Annotated in this window: 13 protein-coding genes and 5 pseudogenes; 7 read left to right on the top strand and 11 right to left on the bottom strand. The window is 69.0% G+C overall.

Annotated elements, in window-relative coordinates; all coding sequences use genetic code 11:
* Positions 1–21: 21 nt before the first annotated feature.
* Positions 22–660, bottom strand: a complete 639-nt coding sequence (locus DEP02_RS09705) for an ATP-binding protein (RefSeq protein WP_112466931.1) — start codon at positions 658–660, stop codon at positions 22–24.
* 220 nt (positions 661–880) lie between these two features.
* Here DEP02_RS09705 and DEP02_RS09700 point away from each other — a divergent pair, with 220 nt between their 5' ends.
* Both DEP02_RS09700 and DEP02_RS09695 read left to right on the top strand, forming a co-directional pair.
* Positions 881–1,729 (top strand): helix-turn-helix domain-containing protein, encoded by an 849-nt coding sequence (locus tag DEP02_RS09700; protein WP_112466930.1) that lies wholly within the window; start codon positions 881–883, stop codon positions 1,727–1,729.
* On the top strand, positions 1,726–1,944 hold the full coding sequence (locus DEP02_RS09695) for a DUF397 domain-containing protein (RefSeq protein ID WP_112466929.1): 219 nt from the start codon (positions 1,726–1,728) through the stop codon (positions 1,942–1,944). Before DEP02_RS09700 ends, DEP02_RS09695 begins: the two co-directional genes overlap by 4 nt.
* Positions 1,945–2,513: 569 nt before the next feature.
* On the opposite strand, the pseudogene DEP02_RS09685 reads toward DEP02_RS09695, so the two are convergent.
* Positions 2,514–3,062, bottom strand: a pseudogene (locus DEP02_RS09685) (inositol monophosphatase family protein); the annotation flags it as partial.
* Between the two features lie 193 nt (positions 3,063–3,255).
* Between DEP02_RS09685 and DEP02_RS09680 the strand changes: the two are divergent.
* Positions 3,256–4,658: pseudogene (locus tag DEP02_RS09680) on the top strand (nuclease/transposase family protein).
* Positions 4,659–4,663: 5 nt separating this feature from the next.
* On the opposite strand, the pseudogene DEP02_RS09675 reads toward DEP02_RS09680, so the two are convergent.
* The 5 genes and pseudogenes from DEP02_RS09675 to DEP02_RS09655 all read right to left on the bottom strand — a co-directional run.
* Positions 4,664–4,927 (bottom strand): annotated as a pseudogene (locus DEP02_RS09675) (inositol monophosphatase family protein); the annotation flags it as partial.
* 237 nt (positions 4,928–5,164) lie between these two features.
* The gene (locus tag DEP02_RS09670) at positions 5,165–6,535 is read right to left on the bottom strand and encodes a trimethylamine monooxygenase (protein ID WP_232839039.1); all 1,371 of its coding nucleotides are present in this window, start codon (positions 6,533–6,535) and stop codon (positions 5,165–5,167) included.
* 523 nt (positions 6,536–7,058) lie between these two features.
* A pseudogene (locus DEP02_RS09665) lies at positions 7,059–7,399 on the bottom strand (transposase family protein); the annotation flags it as partial.
* A 274-nt stretch (positions 7,400–7,673) separates the two neighbouring features.
* Positions 7,674–8,036 (bottom strand): methyltransferase domain-containing protein, encoded by a 363-nt coding sequence (locus DEP02_RS35795; RefSeq protein ID WP_438947741.1) that lies wholly within the window; start codon positions 8,034–8,036, stop codon positions 7,674–7,676.
* Positions 8,037–8,209: 173 nt separating this feature from the next.
* A complete protein-coding gene (locus DEP02_RS09655) occupies positions 8,210–9,013 on the bottom strand; it encodes an SAM-dependent methyltransferase (RefSeq protein ID WP_112466927.1) in 804 nt (267 codons plus the stop codon).
* Positions 9,014–9,366: 353 nt separating this feature from the next.
* Here DEP02_RS09655 and DEP02_RS09650 point away from each other — a divergent pair.
* Positions 9,367–9,867 (top strand): annotated as a pseudogene (locus DEP02_RS09650) (ATP-binding cassette domain-containing protein); the annotation flags it as partial.
* Here the strand turns inward: DEP02_RS09650 and DEP02_RS09645 are convergent.
* Complete coding sequence (locus DEP02_RS09645; RefSeq protein ID WP_112466926.1) at positions 9,863–10,840, bottom strand: quinone oxidoreductase family protein; 978 nt, start codon at positions 10,838–10,840, stop codon at positions 9,863–9,865. The pseudogene DEP02_RS09650 and the gene DEP02_RS09645 sit on opposite strands and share 5 nt — an antisense overlap.
* Positions 10,841–10,931: 91 nt before the next feature.
* Here DEP02_RS09645 and DEP02_RS09640 point away from each other — a divergent pair, with 91 nt between their 5' ends.
* Positions 10,932–11,276, top strand: coding sequence for an ArsR/SmtB family transcription factor (locus DEP02_RS09640; protein ID WP_112466925.1), 345 nt, complete (start codon positions 10,932–10,934; stop codon positions 11,274–11,276).
* Between the two features lie 827 nt (positions 11,277–12,103).
* On the opposite strand, the gene DEP02_RS34520 is transcribed toward DEP02_RS09640, so the two are convergent.
* Complete coding sequence (locus DEP02_RS34520) at positions 12,104–12,433, bottom strand: hypothetical protein (protein WP_232839038.1); 330 nt, start codon at positions 12,431–12,433, stop codon at positions 12,104–12,106.
* Between the two features lie 832 nt (positions 12,434–13,265).
* On the opposite strand from DEP02_RS34520, the gene DEP02_RS09625 reads away from it, so the two are divergent.
* On the top strand, positions 13,266–13,724 hold the full coding sequence (locus tag DEP02_RS09625) for a PPOX class F420-dependent oxidoreductase (RefSeq protein WP_112466923.1): 459 nt from the start codon (positions 13,266–13,268) through the stop codon (positions 13,722–13,724).
* Between the two features lie 37 nt (positions 13,725–13,761).
* Here the strand turns inward: DEP02_RS09625 and DEP02_RS09620 are convergent, their stop codons facing one another.
* The gene (locus DEP02_RS09620) at positions 13,762–14,124 is read right to left on the bottom strand and encodes a hypothetical protein (protein WP_112466922.1); all 363 of its coding nucleotides are present in this window, start codon (positions 14,122–14,124) and stop codon (positions 13,762–13,764) included.
* A gap of 101 nt (positions 14,125–14,225) precedes the next feature.
* On the opposite strand from DEP02_RS09620, the gene sigJ reads away from it, so the two are divergent.
* Positions 14,226–15,131 (top strand): RNA polymerase sigma factor SigJ, encoded by a 906-nt coding sequence (sigJ, locus tag DEP02_RS09615; protein ID WP_112466921.1) that lies wholly within the window; start codon positions 14,226–14,228, stop codon positions 15,129–15,131.
* 178 nt (positions 15,132–15,309) lie between these two features.
* Here the strand turns inward: sigJ and aspS are convergent, their stop codons facing one another.
* A complete protein-coding gene (gene aspS, locus DEP02_RS09610; protein ID WP_112466920.1) occupies positions 15,310–16,623 on the bottom strand; it encodes an aspartate--tRNA(Asn) ligase in 1,314 nt (437 codons plus the stop codon).
* Between the last annotated feature and the right edge of the window lie 689 nt (positions 16,624–17,312).

Here is a 17,312-nt window from a genome sequence, read left to right as displayed (position 1 = left end):
CTTGATGCTCTCCGAGCCGAATCAGGAGCGGACTTCGGACACCTGTGTCTCGAACCGCATCTGCGCGCGGTCCAGCACGTCGTCCGCGTCGCGGCCGTGCGCCCTGAGCCAGTGGAGGAGGTCGGTGATGATGAAGATCGCCGCCTCCTCCCCCTCGGTGATGCTCAACCTGCCGAGACGCGAACCGAGCTTCGGTCCCGCCGCACCGTAGAGGTCGAGCATCGCCTCGGCCCGGGTAACGCGAGAACCCCCGCCGTAGCCTTCCGACGACGGCAGCGCCGTGGCCAGTTCACACCAGGTGACCTTTCGGTCGGCGAGGAGTTGAACGCCCCAGCGGTCCGTGATCGCCTCGACGAGCGTCATGCCACGGCCCCCTTCCGACTCGACGTCCGCGGCCATGAGTGTGGGCAGGGTGCGGGTGTCGGGGTCGTGGACCTCGATGCGCAGGAACGTGCCGTTCATCAGGACGGCGAGGGTGGTCGGCGTTCCGACGCCGACGTGGGTGATGACGTTGGCCACGAACTCACTCACGCAGAGCTGCGCCTCGTCCACGAGGTCTTGCAGCCCCCATCTGCCGAGGTGTTCCCGCACCCTGCGCCGTAGGACAGCCACCTCTTCCTCCAAGGCCGTGAACTCCACGACCCACGGCGTCCGCACCATGCATGCACCTGGGATCACTTCGGAACCAACCCTCTGTCGCTCGCCGGTCCGTGCGGACGCCGGATCTCCGGCCGGCCCACATCGGTCGTCCTTCTTCGCCAGGATGGCCGGCGCGAATCCCGTCGTGCAATGTGCACAGAGAGAATCCCACCTTCGGGTGATTGGCGACCGTCGCCCTTGGCACAGAGACTGAACGCTGTTTCGACATGAAGGGGTCCAGATGGCCGGATCACCGACGGCACGCCGCCGTCGCCTCTCCATCGAGTTGAAGAAGCTCCGGGAAAAGAACGCCCTGACCTGCGCACAGGTAGGGGCGGCCCTGGACTGGAGCGGTTCCAAGGTCAACCGGATGGAGACCGGCAGCGGGCGGGTCCAGCCTTCCGACATCGACGCGTTGTGCCGGTTCTACGGCACCAGCGATGAGTTGCGGGAGTTCCTCAAGTCCCTGGCCAGACAGGCCAAGACGCGCGGCTGGTGGCAGGCCCACGGATCGGGGGTGCCCGAGTGGTTCTCGATCTACATCGGTCTCGAACAGGACGCTTCCACGCTGCGCCAGTACCAGTCCGAGGTACTGCCCGGCCTTGTGCAGACCGCTGCCTACGCACGCGAACTCCACACGTGCGGCTCGTACATGTCTCCCGAGGACATCGATCGGGCGGTGCAGGTACGGCTGGAGCGGCAGTCGATGCTCAGCGCCCCCGGTGCTCCGGACTGCTGGTTCATCGTGAACGAGGGGGCCGTACGCAGGGTCGTCGGCGACCGGGAGGTGATGCGAGCACAACTGGAACGCGTACTCGAGGCCGCGGAGCAGCCCAGTGTGACCCTGCAGGTACTCCCCTTCGACGCCGGCACCTGCCCGACCACGGGACCATTCACCATGTTGGGCTTCCCCGACCCGGAGGACCCGGACATCGTGTACCGGGACGGCATCACCGATGCCATGTACTTGGAAGAGGAACCCCATGTCCGCGAGTACACGCGGGCGTTCGACGAGTTGAGGGCAGCGGCCCTCAGCCCGCGACGAACGACCCAGCTGATCAGAAGCGTTGTGAAGGAGTACGCACGATGAACATCGACCACAGCGGCACAGAGACCACGGGCCCATGGGTCAAGTCGTCCTACAGCAACGGCGCCGGAGGCGAATGCGTCGAGTGCGCTCACGCCGGTGAGCAGGTACTCGTACGTGACACCAAGCTCGGCGGCGCCTCCGTCGCGACCATCGCCTCCCCGGCGTGGCACGCCTTCACGAGCGCGGTGCGCCGAGGGTGGCCCGAGCGCCCTTGACCTGCCGGGAGCAGAGCAGGCCGAGTGCTCACGCCAAGTGGCGGATTTGGGCCACCGCGCACTGACGTGACCAGGCATTTCCCGGGCCGCGGTTGGCCCAAATCCGCCACTTCCGCCTGCGGTGGATCACGCCCGCCGCCCAGTGCGCTGTCGTGACGCGGCGGGTCTGCCCGGCCAGTGCCGAGTCGCCGTCGACTGCTTCGGCAAACGCGGTTGTACCTTCCCGGTCACCACTGCCACCGCAGTCCTCGTCATTCGGACCCGGAAATGGACAGGGCCCTCACAAAGCGACCGACCGACAGCCAAGGCCTGATCGACCACCTCATCTGCCGAGAGTTCCCGCTCCGGCGGCTAGAAGATCAAGTGGCTGACACGCCCGGCTGGACATGCCAGGGCCCTGTCGAGCAGGTCCAGCCAGTTGCCCACCTCCTCCTCAGAGGCGTCATCCGCGTCCATGATCCGCTGCGCGAACGCAACAGCCCGCGCCCGGCTCATCTCCACCGCGCCCCATCAGGTCCCCTCCTCCGTCACCTCACCGCCCCCGTTGAGGCCGGCGCGGGGACGATCTCTCATACGCGGTGACGGCTTCGGCTGTCGATCATCGACATCAGCAGCTGGTGGGTTTCGTCGTCGGCCGCGGCGACAAGTCCGCGGCCCGCCCGTCCGATCGGGGAGCCGTCGATCCCGGTGACCACGCAGCGGGCGGCCCGGCACAGAGCGATGCCGGCCGCGAAATGCACACACTCGGAGAAGTCGTCGCCGTCGGTGACGTACGCGGCGCGCTTGCCGGCGGCGACCCAGGCCAGCGCCAGGGTCGTGGAGACCACCCTGGCCCGGAACCGTTGGACGAACCCGGGGTGGGCCAGCAGGTCCACGGCCCGGAAGCCGGGCGCGCTGGGGAACGGCGGGTCGAGGTTGACGTCCACGAGCCGGGTCGCGGGCGTGGGCGCCAGCCGGGTGTCGGCACCGTCGTGCCGCACCCAGGCGGCCTCACCGTCGGTGAAGAAGACCTCGCCGCTGAACGGGTCGGCCACCGCCGCCGCACCGCCGCGCAGCGCCACGTTGACGGCCACGAGCATGTTGCCGGCGGCGTAGTTCAGCGTGCCGCACAGGGGGTTGTGAACTGCTGGCGGTTGACGCTGGTTGAGTGTGTTCTGGTGTGCATGAGTGAGCGTCGCGGTGGCGGTGCGCGGGGTGGGAGGCGGCAGGCGACAGGACGACGGGAGTTCTGGTTTCGAATGCGTGACCTTTGACCGGGGTGGTCGTTGGGTGCGGTGAAGGGTTCTTCGGTGTCGGGCGGGGGTGGGGGGTGTGGGCGGGCTGCGGAAGGTGGCGGCGCCGTTCGTGGTGTCCGGCCCGTCCGGGGTGGCGATCCGCGCCGGCCTGAAGGGGCTGACCGGGCAGGACGAGACGGTGCTGCGCCGGGTCGGCGCTCTGCTCGGCTCGCTGGCCTCCGGCGACCTGAAGGCGCGCTGCGCGGCCGGGCCGGCCCACGACGGCGAGCAGTGGGCGCGGCGCAAGCGGGCGCTGACGGGGCAGTCGTCCGCGCGGTGGGCGGGCAGCATCACCAAGGCCACCCACGACCAGTGGGCTTTGGCCCGGCGCGGGCAGTTCGCCCACCTGCAGAATCTCCAGGCAGGCATCGAGACGATCACGCACCGGCTCGCGCAGCCCCTCGGGGCCAAGGGCTCCCAGGGGGCGCCGGGCGGCTACCGCTCGCGCCGGGAGTGGTTCGCCAAGTCCCGGCGGCTGCACGGGAGGTGAGCATCCGGCTGCCGGCGCCGCTGGCCCACCTGGCCAACGCCCCCCACGGCCGGTACGTGCTCGCCGGCCGGGCCGTCTTTCGCCACCGGGAAGAGGAGTGGGCCGACCGGATCGCCGCGAGCCGTGCGGTGGCCTACCGGATCCACTACGACCCGGACCGAGGCCGCTGGTATGTGACCGCCGCCTGGCAGATCCCGCCGGTGCAGGCGGTGCCGCTGGAGGCGGTCCGGGCGGGTGGGCTGGCCGGGGTGGACCTGAACGCCGACCACCTGGCCGCCTGGCGCCTGGACCGCCACGGCAACCCCGTCGGCGATCCCCGCCGGTTCGACTACACCCTGACCGGCACCGCGGGCCACCGGGACGCCCAGGTGCGCCATGCCCTGATCCGCCTGCTGCACTGGGCGAAGCGGCACGGCCTGGCCCTGGCGATCGAGGACCTCGACTTCGCGATGGAGAAGACCCGGGAGAAGCACGGCAGGCGGAAGCGGTTCCGCAAGCTGCTCTCCGGCCTGCCCACCGCCAAGCTGCGGGCCCGGCTGGTGTCGATGGCCGCCGAGCTGGGCGTGCCCGTCGTTGCGGTCGATCCGGCCTACACCAGCCGCTGGGGCGCCCAGCACTGGCAAAAACCCCTCACCAGCCAGAACAGGAAGCCCACGCGGCACGATGCGGCCGCCGTGGCGATCGGACGACGCGCCCTGGGACACCCGGTCCGGCGTCGGACGGCACCGCCCCCACACGACCGGAGCGATCGTGCGGGGCATCGGACCGTCCAGACCGCATCGGGCGGCCCGGGGCGTGAGGGACCCCGCCCCCGCCTTCCCGGACCACGGACACGATCCGCCGGCGCCGGACGCGGAGCGAAAGCGGGCGACCAGTGTGCCCACAACCGTTCGGGGCGCACGGCTGAGCACGAGTCCTGGCACCAGGACTCACTCCCGCTCAGCCTTTAGGAACGGTCCACCAACCACTGGCGCGCGGCCTCCGCGGCGCCCTGCTGCCCGCCCTCCTCGCCGAGCACGGCGTCATCGGGTCTCGCGGCGCGGATGACGGCGAGGATCGCCTTCTCGGCCTCCACATCGGCCGCGGTGGCGAAGTCCCCGGCTCCCTTGTCGATGCGGGCGAGCCGCCGGCCGTACAGGGTGCGCACCACGTCCGCGCCGGCACATGCCGCAGCCGTCGCGACTCCAGCATCGTCAAAGCCCGTATACGAGTTGCTCACGTCACGAAGGTTATCGGCGACAGAGTTCGTCCCCCACCGGTCTGGAAGACGTGACGGGGCCGGGTCGGCCGGCCATCAGTGCGATGTTCGCCTGTCCGCCGATCGGCGAACCTGCGCGTTGCTGGAACCTCCGGTAGGTCATCAGCTGTGCCCACCCCATGGATACGGTTCAGGGGCCCGCAGTGAGAGCTGCTGGGCCCCTGAACCGTAGTGAGGTCCGTCCCCGACCTCGGGGAGTTACGCCGCTGCTCTCAGCCTTCTCTGCAGGGTCTTGGCGGGGGCTTCGGCGAGGTAGCGCTCGATCGAGTCGTCGAGTTCTTCGAGCCACGGTGTGTGGTGCTCGGCGGCCAGGGTTCCCGTCATGACCGAGCGGTAGACACGGTCGCGGTAGCCCATGATGTCGGCCTTCTTGTCGCGCATCCACGCGAGGAAGATCTCGACGACCTGGTCGAGGTCGAACTCGGGGTAGTCCGTCTGCCGCAGCAGATCACGCACGTAGTCGGCCTGGAAGCGGACCTCTTCGGCGGCCGAGGAAATCTTCTCGAAACGTTCCCGCCACTCGGCGATGGACGCGGAGCGTTCGGTCTCCGACGGCAGCTCGGCGCGGCCCAGGATGAGGTCGCGTACATACCAGGCCTGCGCGTCGAACATGTTGAAGGTGAACCACTGGTCCTGCGCGCCGAGGTAGGCCAGACGCGGGTTGTCCTGCCACACGACACCGCGGTAAAGGCCGTCCGGGTACACGTTGTTCGGGGAGGCCAGCGCGAGCTCGTCGGGCAGGAACGGGTACTTGTGCAGGTAGCCGGTGCACAGGATGACGGCGTCGATGTGCTTCGAGGTGTCGTCGGCGAAGTGGACCGTGTTGCCCTCGATGCGCTTGATGGCGGGGCGTTCCTCGAAGCCCTCGGGCCAGTCGTAGCCCATCGGCGTGGAACGATAACTCGCCGTCACCGAGCGTGCGCCCATCTTGAACGCCTGGCTGCCGATGTCCTCGGCCGAGTAGCTGGAGCCGACGACGAGGACGTCCTGCCCCTTGAAGGCTTCCGCGCCGCGGAAGTCGTGCGCGTGGGTGATGTACCCGGGGAAGGTCTCGATGCCAGGGAAGTGCGGCATGTTGGGGAAAGAGAAGTGGCCGCTGGCGACGATCACATGGTCGAACTCCTCGGTCGTCGTTTCTCCGGTGGGGAGATTCTCGACCGTGAGCGTGAAGACCTCACGCTCGGCGTCGTATTCCGTCCAGCGCACGACGGTCTGGAAACGGATGAAATCGCGCACGTTCGTCTTCTTCAGCCGGCCGGCGATGTAGTCCCACAGAACCGTGCGCGGCGGGTATGAGGAGACGGCGCGACCGAAGTGCTCGTCGAAGGTGTAATCAGCGAACTCCAGCGCTTCCTTCGGCCCATTCGACCACAGATTGCGGTACATGCTCGAGTGCACGGGCTCGCCGTACTCGTCGAGTCCGGTGCGCCAGGTGAAGTTCCACTGGCCACCCCAGTCGGCCTGTTTCTCAAAACAGACGATCTCGGGGATGTCCGCCCCCGCACGCGCTGCGGTCTCAAAAGCCCGCAGCTGAGCCATGCCCGAGGGGCCGGCACCGACAATCGCCACTCTTTTTCTGTTCGTCACGTATGTCCCTTTATTTTCGCCATGCGACCCCGCTCCCACCCTTACGGGCAGGGCGAAGCCATCCGGTCGTCAGAGTCTGCACGTATCGACCGGTCCAGAGAGACGGATTTCTTCTGACCATAGCAGGACTGGCTCAGTTTCGCTAATTTGCTGTCGCAATCAGCGGCGTTAGCCCGTCGGAAGTGCGGGCCGCGACAGCTGGTCCGGCCGTGCGGCCACAGGTCGGCATCAAGCCCCACTCTCGGCGCATGACCTGTAGTTTCGTCACTTCGTCGGGTGGGACGAGGTCGTCCGCCGGGCTGGCCGCGAAGGTCGTCGCCCTGCATGCCTTCACCCTTTGAACTTCACGTCGGCAACGCGGCAGAAAGGGTGGATGGCGCCCTGGCGGAAATGTGACCGGCCGCAGCTCCTTCCCGGTCTGCGCGATCCCATTCCTCCGAGATGCAGAAGGAAGCGGATCCGTAATCTGGTTCTCCGCCTTGTCCGAGTGAAGGAGGGCTTTCCATCATCGGTCTGAGCCGGCCGGATGAAGGCAGAGGACGGCTTGGACGAGGCTGGTGATCCAGGTGGTCGAACACCGGAGCCTGCGGAGGAGCCGCCAGGACTTGAGGGTGGCCATGGCCTGCTCGACGAGTGCGCGGATCTTCGCGTGGGACCGGTTCACCGCCTGCTGACCGGTGGACAGGGTCTCCCACCGTCCCCGGCACGGGGTGCGGACCGTGCCGCCGGCACCCCGGTAGCCCTTGATGCTGCCCAGCTCGTGATGTCGGCCTCGGCGAGGGCGTCGACGATGCCGTGTTCGCGAGCAGCGCGGATGTCGTGGACGGCGTCGGGCAAGGCCGGTGAGTCCCTCGGAGAGGTACAGCAGCCGTGCGCCCTCGTTGTCCGTGGCGCGGATGAACTGAGCGCCCGGCGCGGCGAGTTGGGCGAGGAAGGCGGGCATCCAGTCGTCCAGCGGGGTCGGCGGGACCCTGGCGGGGCGCTCGGTGTCCGCATAGGCGGTGCGGGCCGACAGGTCGCCCGCCAAAGGTGGCGCGGTCTGGGAGCGGGCCTGCATGAACCTGCATGAAGGAGGAGCGGGCGATGATGCGGCCCTCGGCGGTTCCGTCCTCGTTCACCGTCACCTTGGCGAGCCCGGTGCCGTACGGCCAGGAGCCGACCGTCGCCAGGATGATGCCGCCGGGCTGAGCCGGCGGATCCATGTGCAGGGGATGCGGCGTACGGCGCAGGTGGCGATCAACCGGTCGTAGGGCGCGCGGGCCGGGTGGCCCAGGAGGCCGTCGCCGGTCACCGTCCAGGTGGAGAAACCGGCCTCTTCCGGGGCCGCGTCCGCGCGGGCGGCGACCTGGGGGGCCACTTCGACCGTGGTGACGTTGTCCTCGCCGAGACGGTGGCACAGGAGCGCGGTGGAGTAGCCGGTGCCGGTGCCGGTTCCGGTCTCCAGGACCGTGTGCCCGTCGGCCGTCTCCAGGTCTTCGGTCATCGAGACGACGGTCACGGGAGTGGTGGAGGTGGCCGGAGGGGAAAGTACCTCCGGCCGGGCCCGATCGGCCGCTGTCTCCCCGGCCGCCGCCTCCCGCTCGACCTGTCCGATCCGGGACGTAGGCGTATGAGCAGGTGGTCCCAGGCCCTGCGAGTTCGGCCTGGGAGGAACTCCTACTCCTTCAGGCCCACCGCCCCGACGGCGTGGCCCTGCTCGCGAGTGACGTCCGCGGTGTCGGGGTCCGGGCGCCAGTCTGCGGACCTGACCAGGCCGGGTTCGACCAGGCGCAGCCCCTGCAGAAAGCTCCCGATGCGCTCGGGCGAGCGCAGGTGGTACGTGTTGACGGACTGCGCGTTGTACGCCGCGACGGCCGCCTCGAGTTGTTCGTTGGTGGCCGTGCCGTCACTCAGGACCACGTAGCTGCCCCGTGGCAAGGCGTCGACCAGCTCGGCCACGATGCGCTCGGGCTGCTCCTGGTCCGAGAGCTGCCCCATGATGTTGAGCAGCATCAGGCCGATGGGCCGGTCGAAGTCCAGCGTGTGAGCCGCCTCGGCGAGGATCTTCCGCGGGTCGCGCACATCGGCGTCGAGGTAGGCGCACACGCCTTCAGGCGTACTGCGCAACAACGCGTCGGCGTGGGCGAGGACGATGGGGTCGTTGTCCACGTAGACGACCCTGCTCTCGGGCGCGATGCCCTGGGCGACCTCGTGGGTGTTGTTGGTGGTGGGCAGCCCGGTACCGATGTCGAGGAACTGGCGGATCCCCGCGTCACGCGCCAGGAACCGCACCGCTCGTACCAGGAAGCCCCGTTGCACGCGGGCGATGGCCGCGAATTCGGGGAAGGTCTGGAGGATCAGGTCACCGGCCTGGCTGTCCACCAGGTAGTGGTTCTTTCCGCCGAGCAGGTAGTCCCACACGCGCGCCGAGTGGGGCCGATCGGTCTGCAGTCGTCTGTCCCAGTCGTCTTGGTCAGTCATGATCGAAGCATGACACACGGCAATACTCAGAGTCCTCAACTCCCATGTTTACCTGCACCGTTGCTCGTCAACCCGGCTTCGAGGCCCACTGGCGCCACCGTCTTGCCCGCGAGCATCACCGCGCCTGCTCGCATGTTCGTGATGGTCGTCCACGGGAGGATCGGCCGGGTCCGTGGAACAGCGTGGAACACCTGAACCGTTCGGTAATGTGTTCGTCCGGGGAGGGCCTGAGGGACTGCTGCCAGGGGGTAACGGTTCGTCACAGCCGTAGACGCATCCCATGACCACGGACGTTGGCGCGGGCTCCGGCTCCTGGTCCCGGAGGACGACCACGAGAGGGACGGGGAACACCGATGACGACCGCTCACGCCTTGTCCGGGACGGGGAGCAGCCCGCCGCCGGAGCACGACACGGTCATCGACGTACGGGATCTGCGGATGCGCTACCGCAGCCAAGAGGTCTTGAGGGGAGTGGACTTCACGGCCCGGCGAGGCGAAGTCGTCGTGCTGCTCGGCCCGAACGGTGCGGGCAAGACGACCACGATCGAGGTCCTGGAAGGCTTCCGGATGCGCTCGGCCGGTGACGTGACCGTCCTCGGCACCGATCCGGCTCGCGGGGACGAACGGTGGCGTGCACGCCTGGGCATCGTATTGCAGTCCTGGCGCGACCACGGCAAGTGGCGGACGCGGGAACTGCTGGCCCATCTCGGCTCGTACTACGCGCCGTACTCCACCGCCCTCGTGCGGCGGCCGTGGGAGGTCGACGAGCTCATCGCCGCAGTGGGACTGACCGAGCAGGCGGACAAACGGGTCGGAACCCTGACGGACCGTCGCGTGCGGGAGTCGACGATCAGTCGGTGGTGCGCAACAGCAGTTTGCCCGTGGACGTGCGTTCGCCGATGAGCTGGTGCGCGCCAGCCGCGTCCGACAGAGGGAACTCGGCGGTGACGGGAAGGGTGACCGTTTCGTTGCAGACGGTACGCAAGGCGCGTTCGGTCAGTGCACGTAGGGCGTCGGGCGCGGACTGAGCGAGGGCGAGCACGGAGAAGCCGGCGACGGATCGGCCCTGCGCGTACAGTTCACCCTGCCCGGCCCGCCAGGGCTCGGCGCCGCTGGCGTTGCCGAAGGACACCAGACGCCCGAAGACCGCCAGTGCCTCCAGGCCGCGGCGCAGCGTGTCGCCGCCCACCGGGTCCAGGACCAGGTCGACGCCCCGGCCGCCGGTCGCCCGGCGGACGTCCGTCTCGAAGGTGTCGGGCCGGAACACCTCGTGGTAGCCGTGCTTGAGTGCGTAGTCGGCCTTGGCGTCGCTGGAGGCCACTCCGTACACCGCGTCGGCGCCAGCTGCCCGGGCCAGCTGCCCGACCGCCGTGCCGATGCCTCCCGCCGCGCCGTGCACCAGCACACTCTCCCCGGCCCGCAGCCGCCCCACCTCGTGGACCAGCGCGTGCGCGGTCGGGAGCACCGTCGGCAACGTGGCCGCGGTCCGCAGGTCCAGCCCGTCGGGCAACGGGAAGACCCTCGCGGCCTCCGCGAGCACGACCTCGGCGTAGCCGCCGCCGTCGACGAGCGCGGCGACCTCCTGCCCCGCCCGCAGGCCCTCGACGCCCTCCCCGATCGCCCGGATGCGCCCGGAGACCTCCAAGCCCGGACGGTAGGGCAGCGACGCCACCCGGTACCCCTCGGCACGCGCCTTCACGTCCGCGAAATTCACCCCCGCCCACAGGGCCTCGATGGTCACTTGACCAGGGCCCGGCTCGGGTGCCGCAGTCCGCACGACGTGCAGCACCTCGGGACCGCCATACTCCTGGAACTCGATCGCACGCATACGTCGGACCACCCCTCAACGAGTGTTCAACTGAAAGCGAACACTAGCACTGTACGATGACTGTCGAACACTGGTTGGAGGAAACATGGGAATGCTCGAACAGGCTGAAGGCGCAAGTCACCGTCCGGCGCCCGTACATACGCACCCTGACGAGGTCCCGCTTCTCACGGCCCTGTCCGCACTCGCGGATCCCGTGCGCATCCAGCTGGTCCGCGAACTGGCCAAACACCCCGCCTGGGCGCTCAGCTGCAGCAACTTCGACGTACCGGTCGGCCGGGCCGCAAAGAGCCACCACTTCGCGATCCTGCGCAGCGCAGGCCTGGTCGAACAGCGGGACCAGGGCCCCAAACGACTCAACCGACTGCGCCGCGAAGAGTTCGACGCCCGCTTCCCCGGCCTCCTCGACCTCACCCTCCGCGCCGACGAGACCGAGTGACAGCAGCTGACTCTTCCACGCGGCCGGGCAGCGCCGTCGGCCACCTGCCCGACCGCGGCCATCATTGCCATGCGAACGCCAACCATGAGCGTTCCGTTGATGCTGGGCGGACAAGGCGTATCAAAGCGCCGGCTGACCTGCCCGAATGCCGTTTCGGGGTCGTCGCCTCAGAAGGTGGAAGCGCCACCACAACACCACCCACGCCAAGATCCGATGCCTCGATAAGCAGGCCATGGCCATTCTCAGGGGCTGGCGCCTCCTGCGGAAGCTCCGCTGCAGCCTCGATGAATACGATGCGGGCCTGGATGAGATGGTTCCTGAGAGCCTCTGACGGGGGCGCGTGCAGGAAGACCCAGCGTGGATCGAAGTTTGACTGTACGCCATTCAAGGCAGTGCTTGATTTCGATGGCCAGAGTGCGACCGTCCGGCATATCCACTGGAACGTCGACATGGCGCCCCTTGGGCGCTTGTACAGGGTAGTAGGGGGGTCGTGAGTCGGTACGGGACAGTGCCGCTCAGGAGCACCACCTGCCATCTCGCGGAGGTAGTCCTCCGCGCCCTTGTACCGTGCCCGTGAGTGGCGCATGGCCCGCATCTCGTGAAGGGTGCGCTCGGCTGTGCCTGGTGGAAGTTCACGGGGTGCAACGTCGCCTTCGCCGTCACTGCTGTGGCGTTGGTTTCCTTCTGCCGAGTGGCCGTTGCCTTCGGCAGATGGCTCGTGCGCCTGGTGCGCATCCGCAGTGTCATGCTCGGCCGAGCCGTGGCCGGGGCCGTCATGGCCGTGCCCGGTCGGTTGTGCCGGGCACGGCACGGGACACCAGTCCGGTTCAGGATCGCCCGGGCTCCTTGACCGGGCCGTTCGACGGGGAGCTGGTGGGCAGCGGGCCGGTACGGCGGTTCGGGCCGTTGCCCGGAACCGAACCGTTCCTTGGGTTCGGGGCACTCAGGGTCGTGGACGGAGTCTTCTGCTGGACCCACGCCCCCGTACAGGTGAGGGTCGTTCCCGGCACGTTGCAGTGGGTTTGCCAGACCTGCCCGCCGGTCGTCAGGACCTGGACCCATAGGTCGTTGCCCTGGGTGGAGACGCCGACACCACAGACCGAGGGTCCGGGGTAATTGTCGTTGCTGCTGAGGTTCACCCACGTGTAGGGGCTCATGGTGGGCAGGAGGTCCTGGCGGCCCACGTACGTGACACCACCCGAGATCACCGCGCTGAACTGCTCCGACCTCGATGGGGCGATGGTGTCGATGTCAGCGCACGGGCCGGTCGCTCCGGGCGGACCCGTCGGACCCGTCGGACCCGTCGGACCCGGCGGCCCAGCCGGACCGGCAACCCCGGGCGGCCCGGACGGACCAGGCGGTCCCGACGGCCCAGCCGACCCGGCAGCCCCGGGCGGACCCGACGGACCAGCCGGACCCGACGGACCGGCAACCCCGGGCGGCCCGGACGGACCAGCCGGACCAGGTGGGCCAGGCGGACCAGGCGGACCCGTTGCTCCCCGGCAGTGGTCCTTGCCGTTGCCGCCGTCACTGTCGAGTGAGGCCGTGCGGTAGTGCCCCTCGCGGGGCCTGTGTGAGTCGTGCGTGCACTCGTCCTTGTCACCGCTGTACGCCACGGCCGTGGGGTCTGCCGTGCCCCGCATCGGCTCGGCAGCCAGACCGGCCGCGCAGGCTGTCAGGGCCAGTGCGAGCGAGGCCAGCATGCCTGCTTTCCTGAAGTTGTCCCGCGCCAGTGGCCCCCACAGCGGGCGTCTTGTGCCCCCAGGACTCATCTAGGTGCTCCCTTGTCCGACGGGCGTGCGAAAGGTTTCCATGAGAGGGAGCTTGACCTGCCGTCCCTTGGACGAGCGGCGCGCCCGGCCGTGGCGCGTTCATGCATCAGCAAATCGGCCCATGCGAAAAATCCGAACGGGGCAGTTCTCCGGCAAACGAGGTGTCACCACGACTGCTTAAGGAATGCTGGAGGCAGCCACGGACGTTGATCGCGTCATGACTCAAAGACCCGCACCTCACACCCTGTCCGACGAAGCCCTCTCCGAGCTGCTCGGCAAGCAGCGGTTCGGCACCCTCGCCACGGTCAAGCGCACCGGCCACCCCCACCTGACCACCATGCTCTACAGCTGGGACGCCGAGGCCCGCATCGTGCGGTTGTCGACGACGGCCGACCGCGTCAAGGTCAAGCACCTGCGGCGCGACCCGCATGCCGCGCTGCATGTGCAGGGCGGCGACGTGTGGTCGTTCGCCGTCGCCGAGGGCAGGGCCGAGGTCTCCGAGGTCACGACGGTTGCCGGTGACGCGGTCGGGCGGGAACTGCTCGGGATCGTCCCGAGAGACGCGAGGCCGGAGGACGAGGACGCGTTCCTGGAGCAGCTGGTCGCCGAGCACCGGGTGGTCGTCCGATTGCAGGTGGACCGGCTGTACGGAACGGCGCTCGACATCAACGACTAGGGTTTCCGCTGATCCCTGTATGCCCCCGTACCGGACTTCAGCGCCGCGTCAGCGCCAGCATGCTCAGTCCGAACATCAGGACGCCCAGGGGAAGATGGACCGACGGTATGTGCGCGATACCGAGCACGACCTGGACCGAGGCGAGGACGAGGAAGCCGGACGCGTGCCAGACGGGCCGGGGCGAGCCGCCGCCCGGCTTCCACGCCAGCACCGCCGCGAGCACGTACAGCATCGACGCCCCGTACATCACTCGGGCTCCGACACTGTGCAGTGTCTCTCCGTAGGACGAGGTCAGCAGCAGTCCGGCGGAGACCGCTTGAAGGAAGATGGTCAGGGTCTGCAAAGTGATCGCGATCTGCAGGAACGAGAAGCGCTGCTGTGCCGTCGCCTGGGGTGCCATGCCACGGTCCCCTTTTCCGCCCGGGGGCAGTAGATCGGTGAGGTCTCACCAGCCCGACGACGCGGACCTGCGAAAGGTAAGGCGAGGAGGCGGTCGGGAACATGGGGACGGCTGGGACGGGCACCGGTGAGACAGCCGGTGAGCGGCGCCAACTGATCAATGTCGCCTACCGGTTGCTCGGTTCACTGGCCGAGTCCGAGGACGCCGTACAGGAGGCCTACGCGCGCTGGTACGCGCTGCCACGAAGTCGGCAGGACGAGATCGTGTCCCCCGGCGCCTGGCTGACGACGGTGACCAGCCGCATCTGCCTGGACGTGCTCGGCTCGGCTCGGGCCCGGCGTGAACGCTATGTCGGCGCGTGGTTGCCCGATCCGCTGCCCGACCACGCCGAGTGGGACCACGGACATGGCACCGACCCCGCGGACCAGATGGTCCTGGACGAATCGGTGACCATGGCCTTCCTCGTCGTCCTGGAGTCGATGACACCCGCCGAGCGGGTGGCATTCGTCCTGCACGACGTCTTCCGTTACCCCTTCGCCGAGATCGCCGACGTCCTCGGCCGGACCCCTGCGGCCTGCAAGCAGCTCGCGGCCTCCGCCCGGCGGCGGGTGCGCGTCGCGCGGACTCCGGTGACGGCGGCCGGGCAGGCCGACGCGGTGCGGCAGGTCAAAGAGGCGTGGGAGACCAAGGACATCGCGGCCCTCGTCGAACTCCTCGACCCGGCCGCCGTGATGACCTCCGACGACGGCGGCATGGTCGGTACCGCCCTACGCCCGGTCGAAGGCGGTGCGCGCATCGCCCAGTACATGGTCGCCATCGCCGACAAGGATCCGGGGCTCGAACTCCTGGAGCGGTCGGTCAACGGCATGCCGGGCCTGGTGGCCCGGCATGCCGGCGCCGTCGTGACCGTAGCCTCGTTCGATGTCGCCGACGGCCGCGTCACCCGGATCTGGGCGGTCCGCAATCCGGAGAAACTGCGGCCGTGGGGGCGGGACGGCTCCGCGTAACCGGTTCCGCTTCCGTACCCGGTCCCGGAGCCGGACGAGCGGGGGCCGGCGCTGCGGGCCTACTGGGACAGGAACCCCGCCGAGGTGCGGACGTACGGACCTGCGCAACGTCCGCCACTGAGACCTGTCCCACGGCACGAGGCGCGAGCCCGTGCCGTGGGAGGCATCCAGCGGTCGGCTACGGGGTGAGCCGGTTGGGGCCGCGGAAGAGGAAGGTGGACTCGCGGATCGACTCCAGACCGAGCATCACCATCAGCACCCGGCCGAGGCCCATGCCCAGGCCGCCGTGGGGTGGGCAGCCGTATCGGAACGCGTTCAGGTAGTCCTGCATCGGCTCCGGGCTCATGTCCTTCTCGGCGGCCTGCTTCAGCAGCACGTCGTAGCGGTGCTCGCGCTGCGCGCCGGTGGTGATCTCCAGCCCCTTCCACAGCAGGTCGAAGCTCAGGGTCACCTCCGGGTTGTCGGCCGGCCGCATGTGGTAGAAGGGCCGGATGCTCACCGGGTAGTGCGTGACGAACACGAACTCGTGGCCGGTGGCCTGCTGGATGTGGGCGCTGATGCTCCGCTCGCCCTCCGGGTCCAGGTCCTCCTTGGTCCCCTCCGGGTCCCAGCCGCCCTCGCGCAGGATGTCGTGCGCCTCGGCCATGGTGATGCGGGGGAAGGGCGTCGCGGGGACGGTGACCTCCACGCCGAACTGCTCCCGGACGGCCTCGCCGTGGGCGTCGGCGACCTTGGCGATCGCGTGGGCGAGCATCCGCTCCTCGAAGGCCATGACGTCCTCGACGCCGTCGATCCAGGCCAGCTCGACGTCGACGCCGGTGAACTCGGTGGCGTGCCGGGAGGTGAACGACGGCTCGGCGCGGAAGACGGGGCCGATCTCGAAGACCTTCTCGATCCCGGCCGAGATCGCCATCTGCTTGTAGAACTGCGGCGACTGGGCCAGGTAGGCGCTGCGGCCGAAGTAGCCGAGCCTGAAGACATCCGCACCGGACTCCGATGCGGTGCCCATGAGTTTGGGCGTGTGCATCTCCGTGGCGCCCTGTGCGTAGGCGTACTCCCGCATCCCCTGTTCCAGGGTGGTCTGCACGGCGAACATCAGCTGGGTGGCGGGACGGCGGCGCACGTCCAGGAAGCGCCAGTCCAGTCGGTGCTCGGTTCCGGTGTGTTCGTCGATGGGCAGCGGGGTGGCGGCCGGGTTCAGGACCTCGACGGCTTCCGGGACGAGTTCCAGTCCGCCGAGCCCGACCTGGGCGGCGTCCACGACGCGGCCGGTGATCCTGACGGCGGACTCGGGTGTGAGGGCTTCGAGTTGGGCCTCCAGCGGCCCGTCGTCACGCTTGTGGGTCACCTGCACCATGCTGCCGGTGCTGTCCCGCACGATGACGAACTGCATCTTGCGCTGCAGGCGCAGGGCGTTCACCCATCCGCGGACGGTGACGGTACGGCCGACGTGTTCTCGCAGGTCGGAGACGTGTACGCGGCTGTGGATCATTGCGGTCCTCCGAAGGACATCGTCATGATCCCTTGGGAGTGCGGGCGAGAAGGGCAACTCGCGGTACCACCGCACTTTCGCCGCCACCGAGTGACGGCCTCGTTCGGGCCCGGTGACGGGGGCCGGCCGGCGGGGCATCGGGCCACGTGGTGGGGCCGTTCCTCCCCGCGCTCGGGAGGGTCTTCACCTCGGGGCGCGAGACCGCCTTCCCAGCTGCCGGCGGCTCTCTCGGCTCGCGTGCTCCCTGGCTACTCGTCTCCGTCGACGCGTTGCCCGGAAGAATAGGGACACCGTGGAGGCGCCCGCAAACGAGAAAACGAGAAGCGCTGGGAATCGCCTTCCGTCTCAACCCGAATCGTCCGACGCCACCCCGCCGGCGCCCACGTGAAGTGGCGGATTTGGGCCACCGCGTACTGACGCGACCAGGTGTTTTCCAGGTCGCTGGTGGCCCAAATCCGCCACTTCCACCTGATGAACGGGCTCCTCACCCCGATGAGAGGCAGGATCCGTCGCTGCGTCGTCCGGCGGAACGAGCACGCCCGGGACGAACGCCTACGAAAAGCCGTCACCAGGGCCGGTGTTGCCTGATGCGGCACGGGTGGCAGAGGTGCGGCGGCCGCCCCGGCGGTCGGAGCCCCGGCCGCCGGTCCCGGCAGTGCCGCCCGTGGCTCCGCCGGCCGGCGCCCGGC

This window comes from Streptomyces triticisoli (assembly GCF_003270085.1).
Taxonomy (GTDB): domain Bacteria; phylum Actinomycetota; class Actinomycetes; order Streptomycetales; family Streptomycetaceae; genus Streptomyces; species Streptomyces triticisoli.
Note: the sequence above shows the minus strand (reverse complement) of the source record. Positions and strands in the feature narration are given on the sequence as shown.

Bases quoted from the DNA above. Each gene is read 5' to 3' on its own strand.
- DEP02_RS09705 (WP_112466931.1), bottom strand. From the start codon at position 660: ATGGTGCGGACGCCGTGGGTCGTGGAGTTCACGGCCTTGGAGGAAGAG.
- DEP02_RS09700 (WP_112466930.1), top strand. From the start codon at position 881: ATGGCCGGATCACCGACGGCACGCCGCCGTCGCCTCTCCATCGAGTTG.
- DEP02_RS09695 (WP_112466929.1), top strand. From the start codon at position 1,726: ATGAACATCGACCACAGCGGCACAGAGACCACGGGCCCATGGGTCAAG.
- DEP02_RS35795 (WP_438947741.1), bottom strand. From the start codon at position 8,036: ATGACCGAAGACCTGGAGACGGCCGACGGGCACACGGTCCTGGAGACC.
- DEP02_RS09655 (WP_112466927.1), bottom strand. From the start codon at position 9,013: ATGACTGACCAAGACGACTGGGACAGACGACTGCAGACCGATCGGCCC.
- DEP02_RS09645 (WP_112466926.1), bottom strand. From the start codon at position 10,840: ATGCGTGCGATCGAGTTCCAGGAGTATGGCGGTCCCGAGGTGCTGCAC.
- DEP02_RS09640 (WP_112466925.1), top strand. From the start codon at position 10,932: ATGCTCGAACAGGCTGAAGGCGCAAGTCACCGTCCGGCGCCCGTACAT.
- DEP02_RS34520 (WP_232839038.1), bottom strand. From the start codon at position 12,433: ATGAGCCCCTACACGTGGGTGAACCTCAGCAGCAACGACAATTACCCC.
- DEP02_RS09625 (WP_112466923.1), top strand. From the start codon at position 13,266: ATGACTCAAAGACCCGCACCTCACACCCTGTCCGACGAAGCCCTCTCC.
- DEP02_RS09620 (WP_112466922.1), bottom strand. From the start codon at position 14,124: ATGGCACCCCAGGCGACGGCACAGCAGCGCTTCTCGTTCCTGCAGATC.
- sigJ (WP_112466921.1), top strand. From the start codon at position 14,226: ATGGGGACGGCTGGGACGGGCACCGGTGAGACAGCCGGTGAGCGGCGC.
- aspS (WP_112466920.1), bottom strand. From the start codon at position 16,623: ATGATCCACAGCCGCGTACACGTCTCCGACCTGCGAGAACACGTCGGC.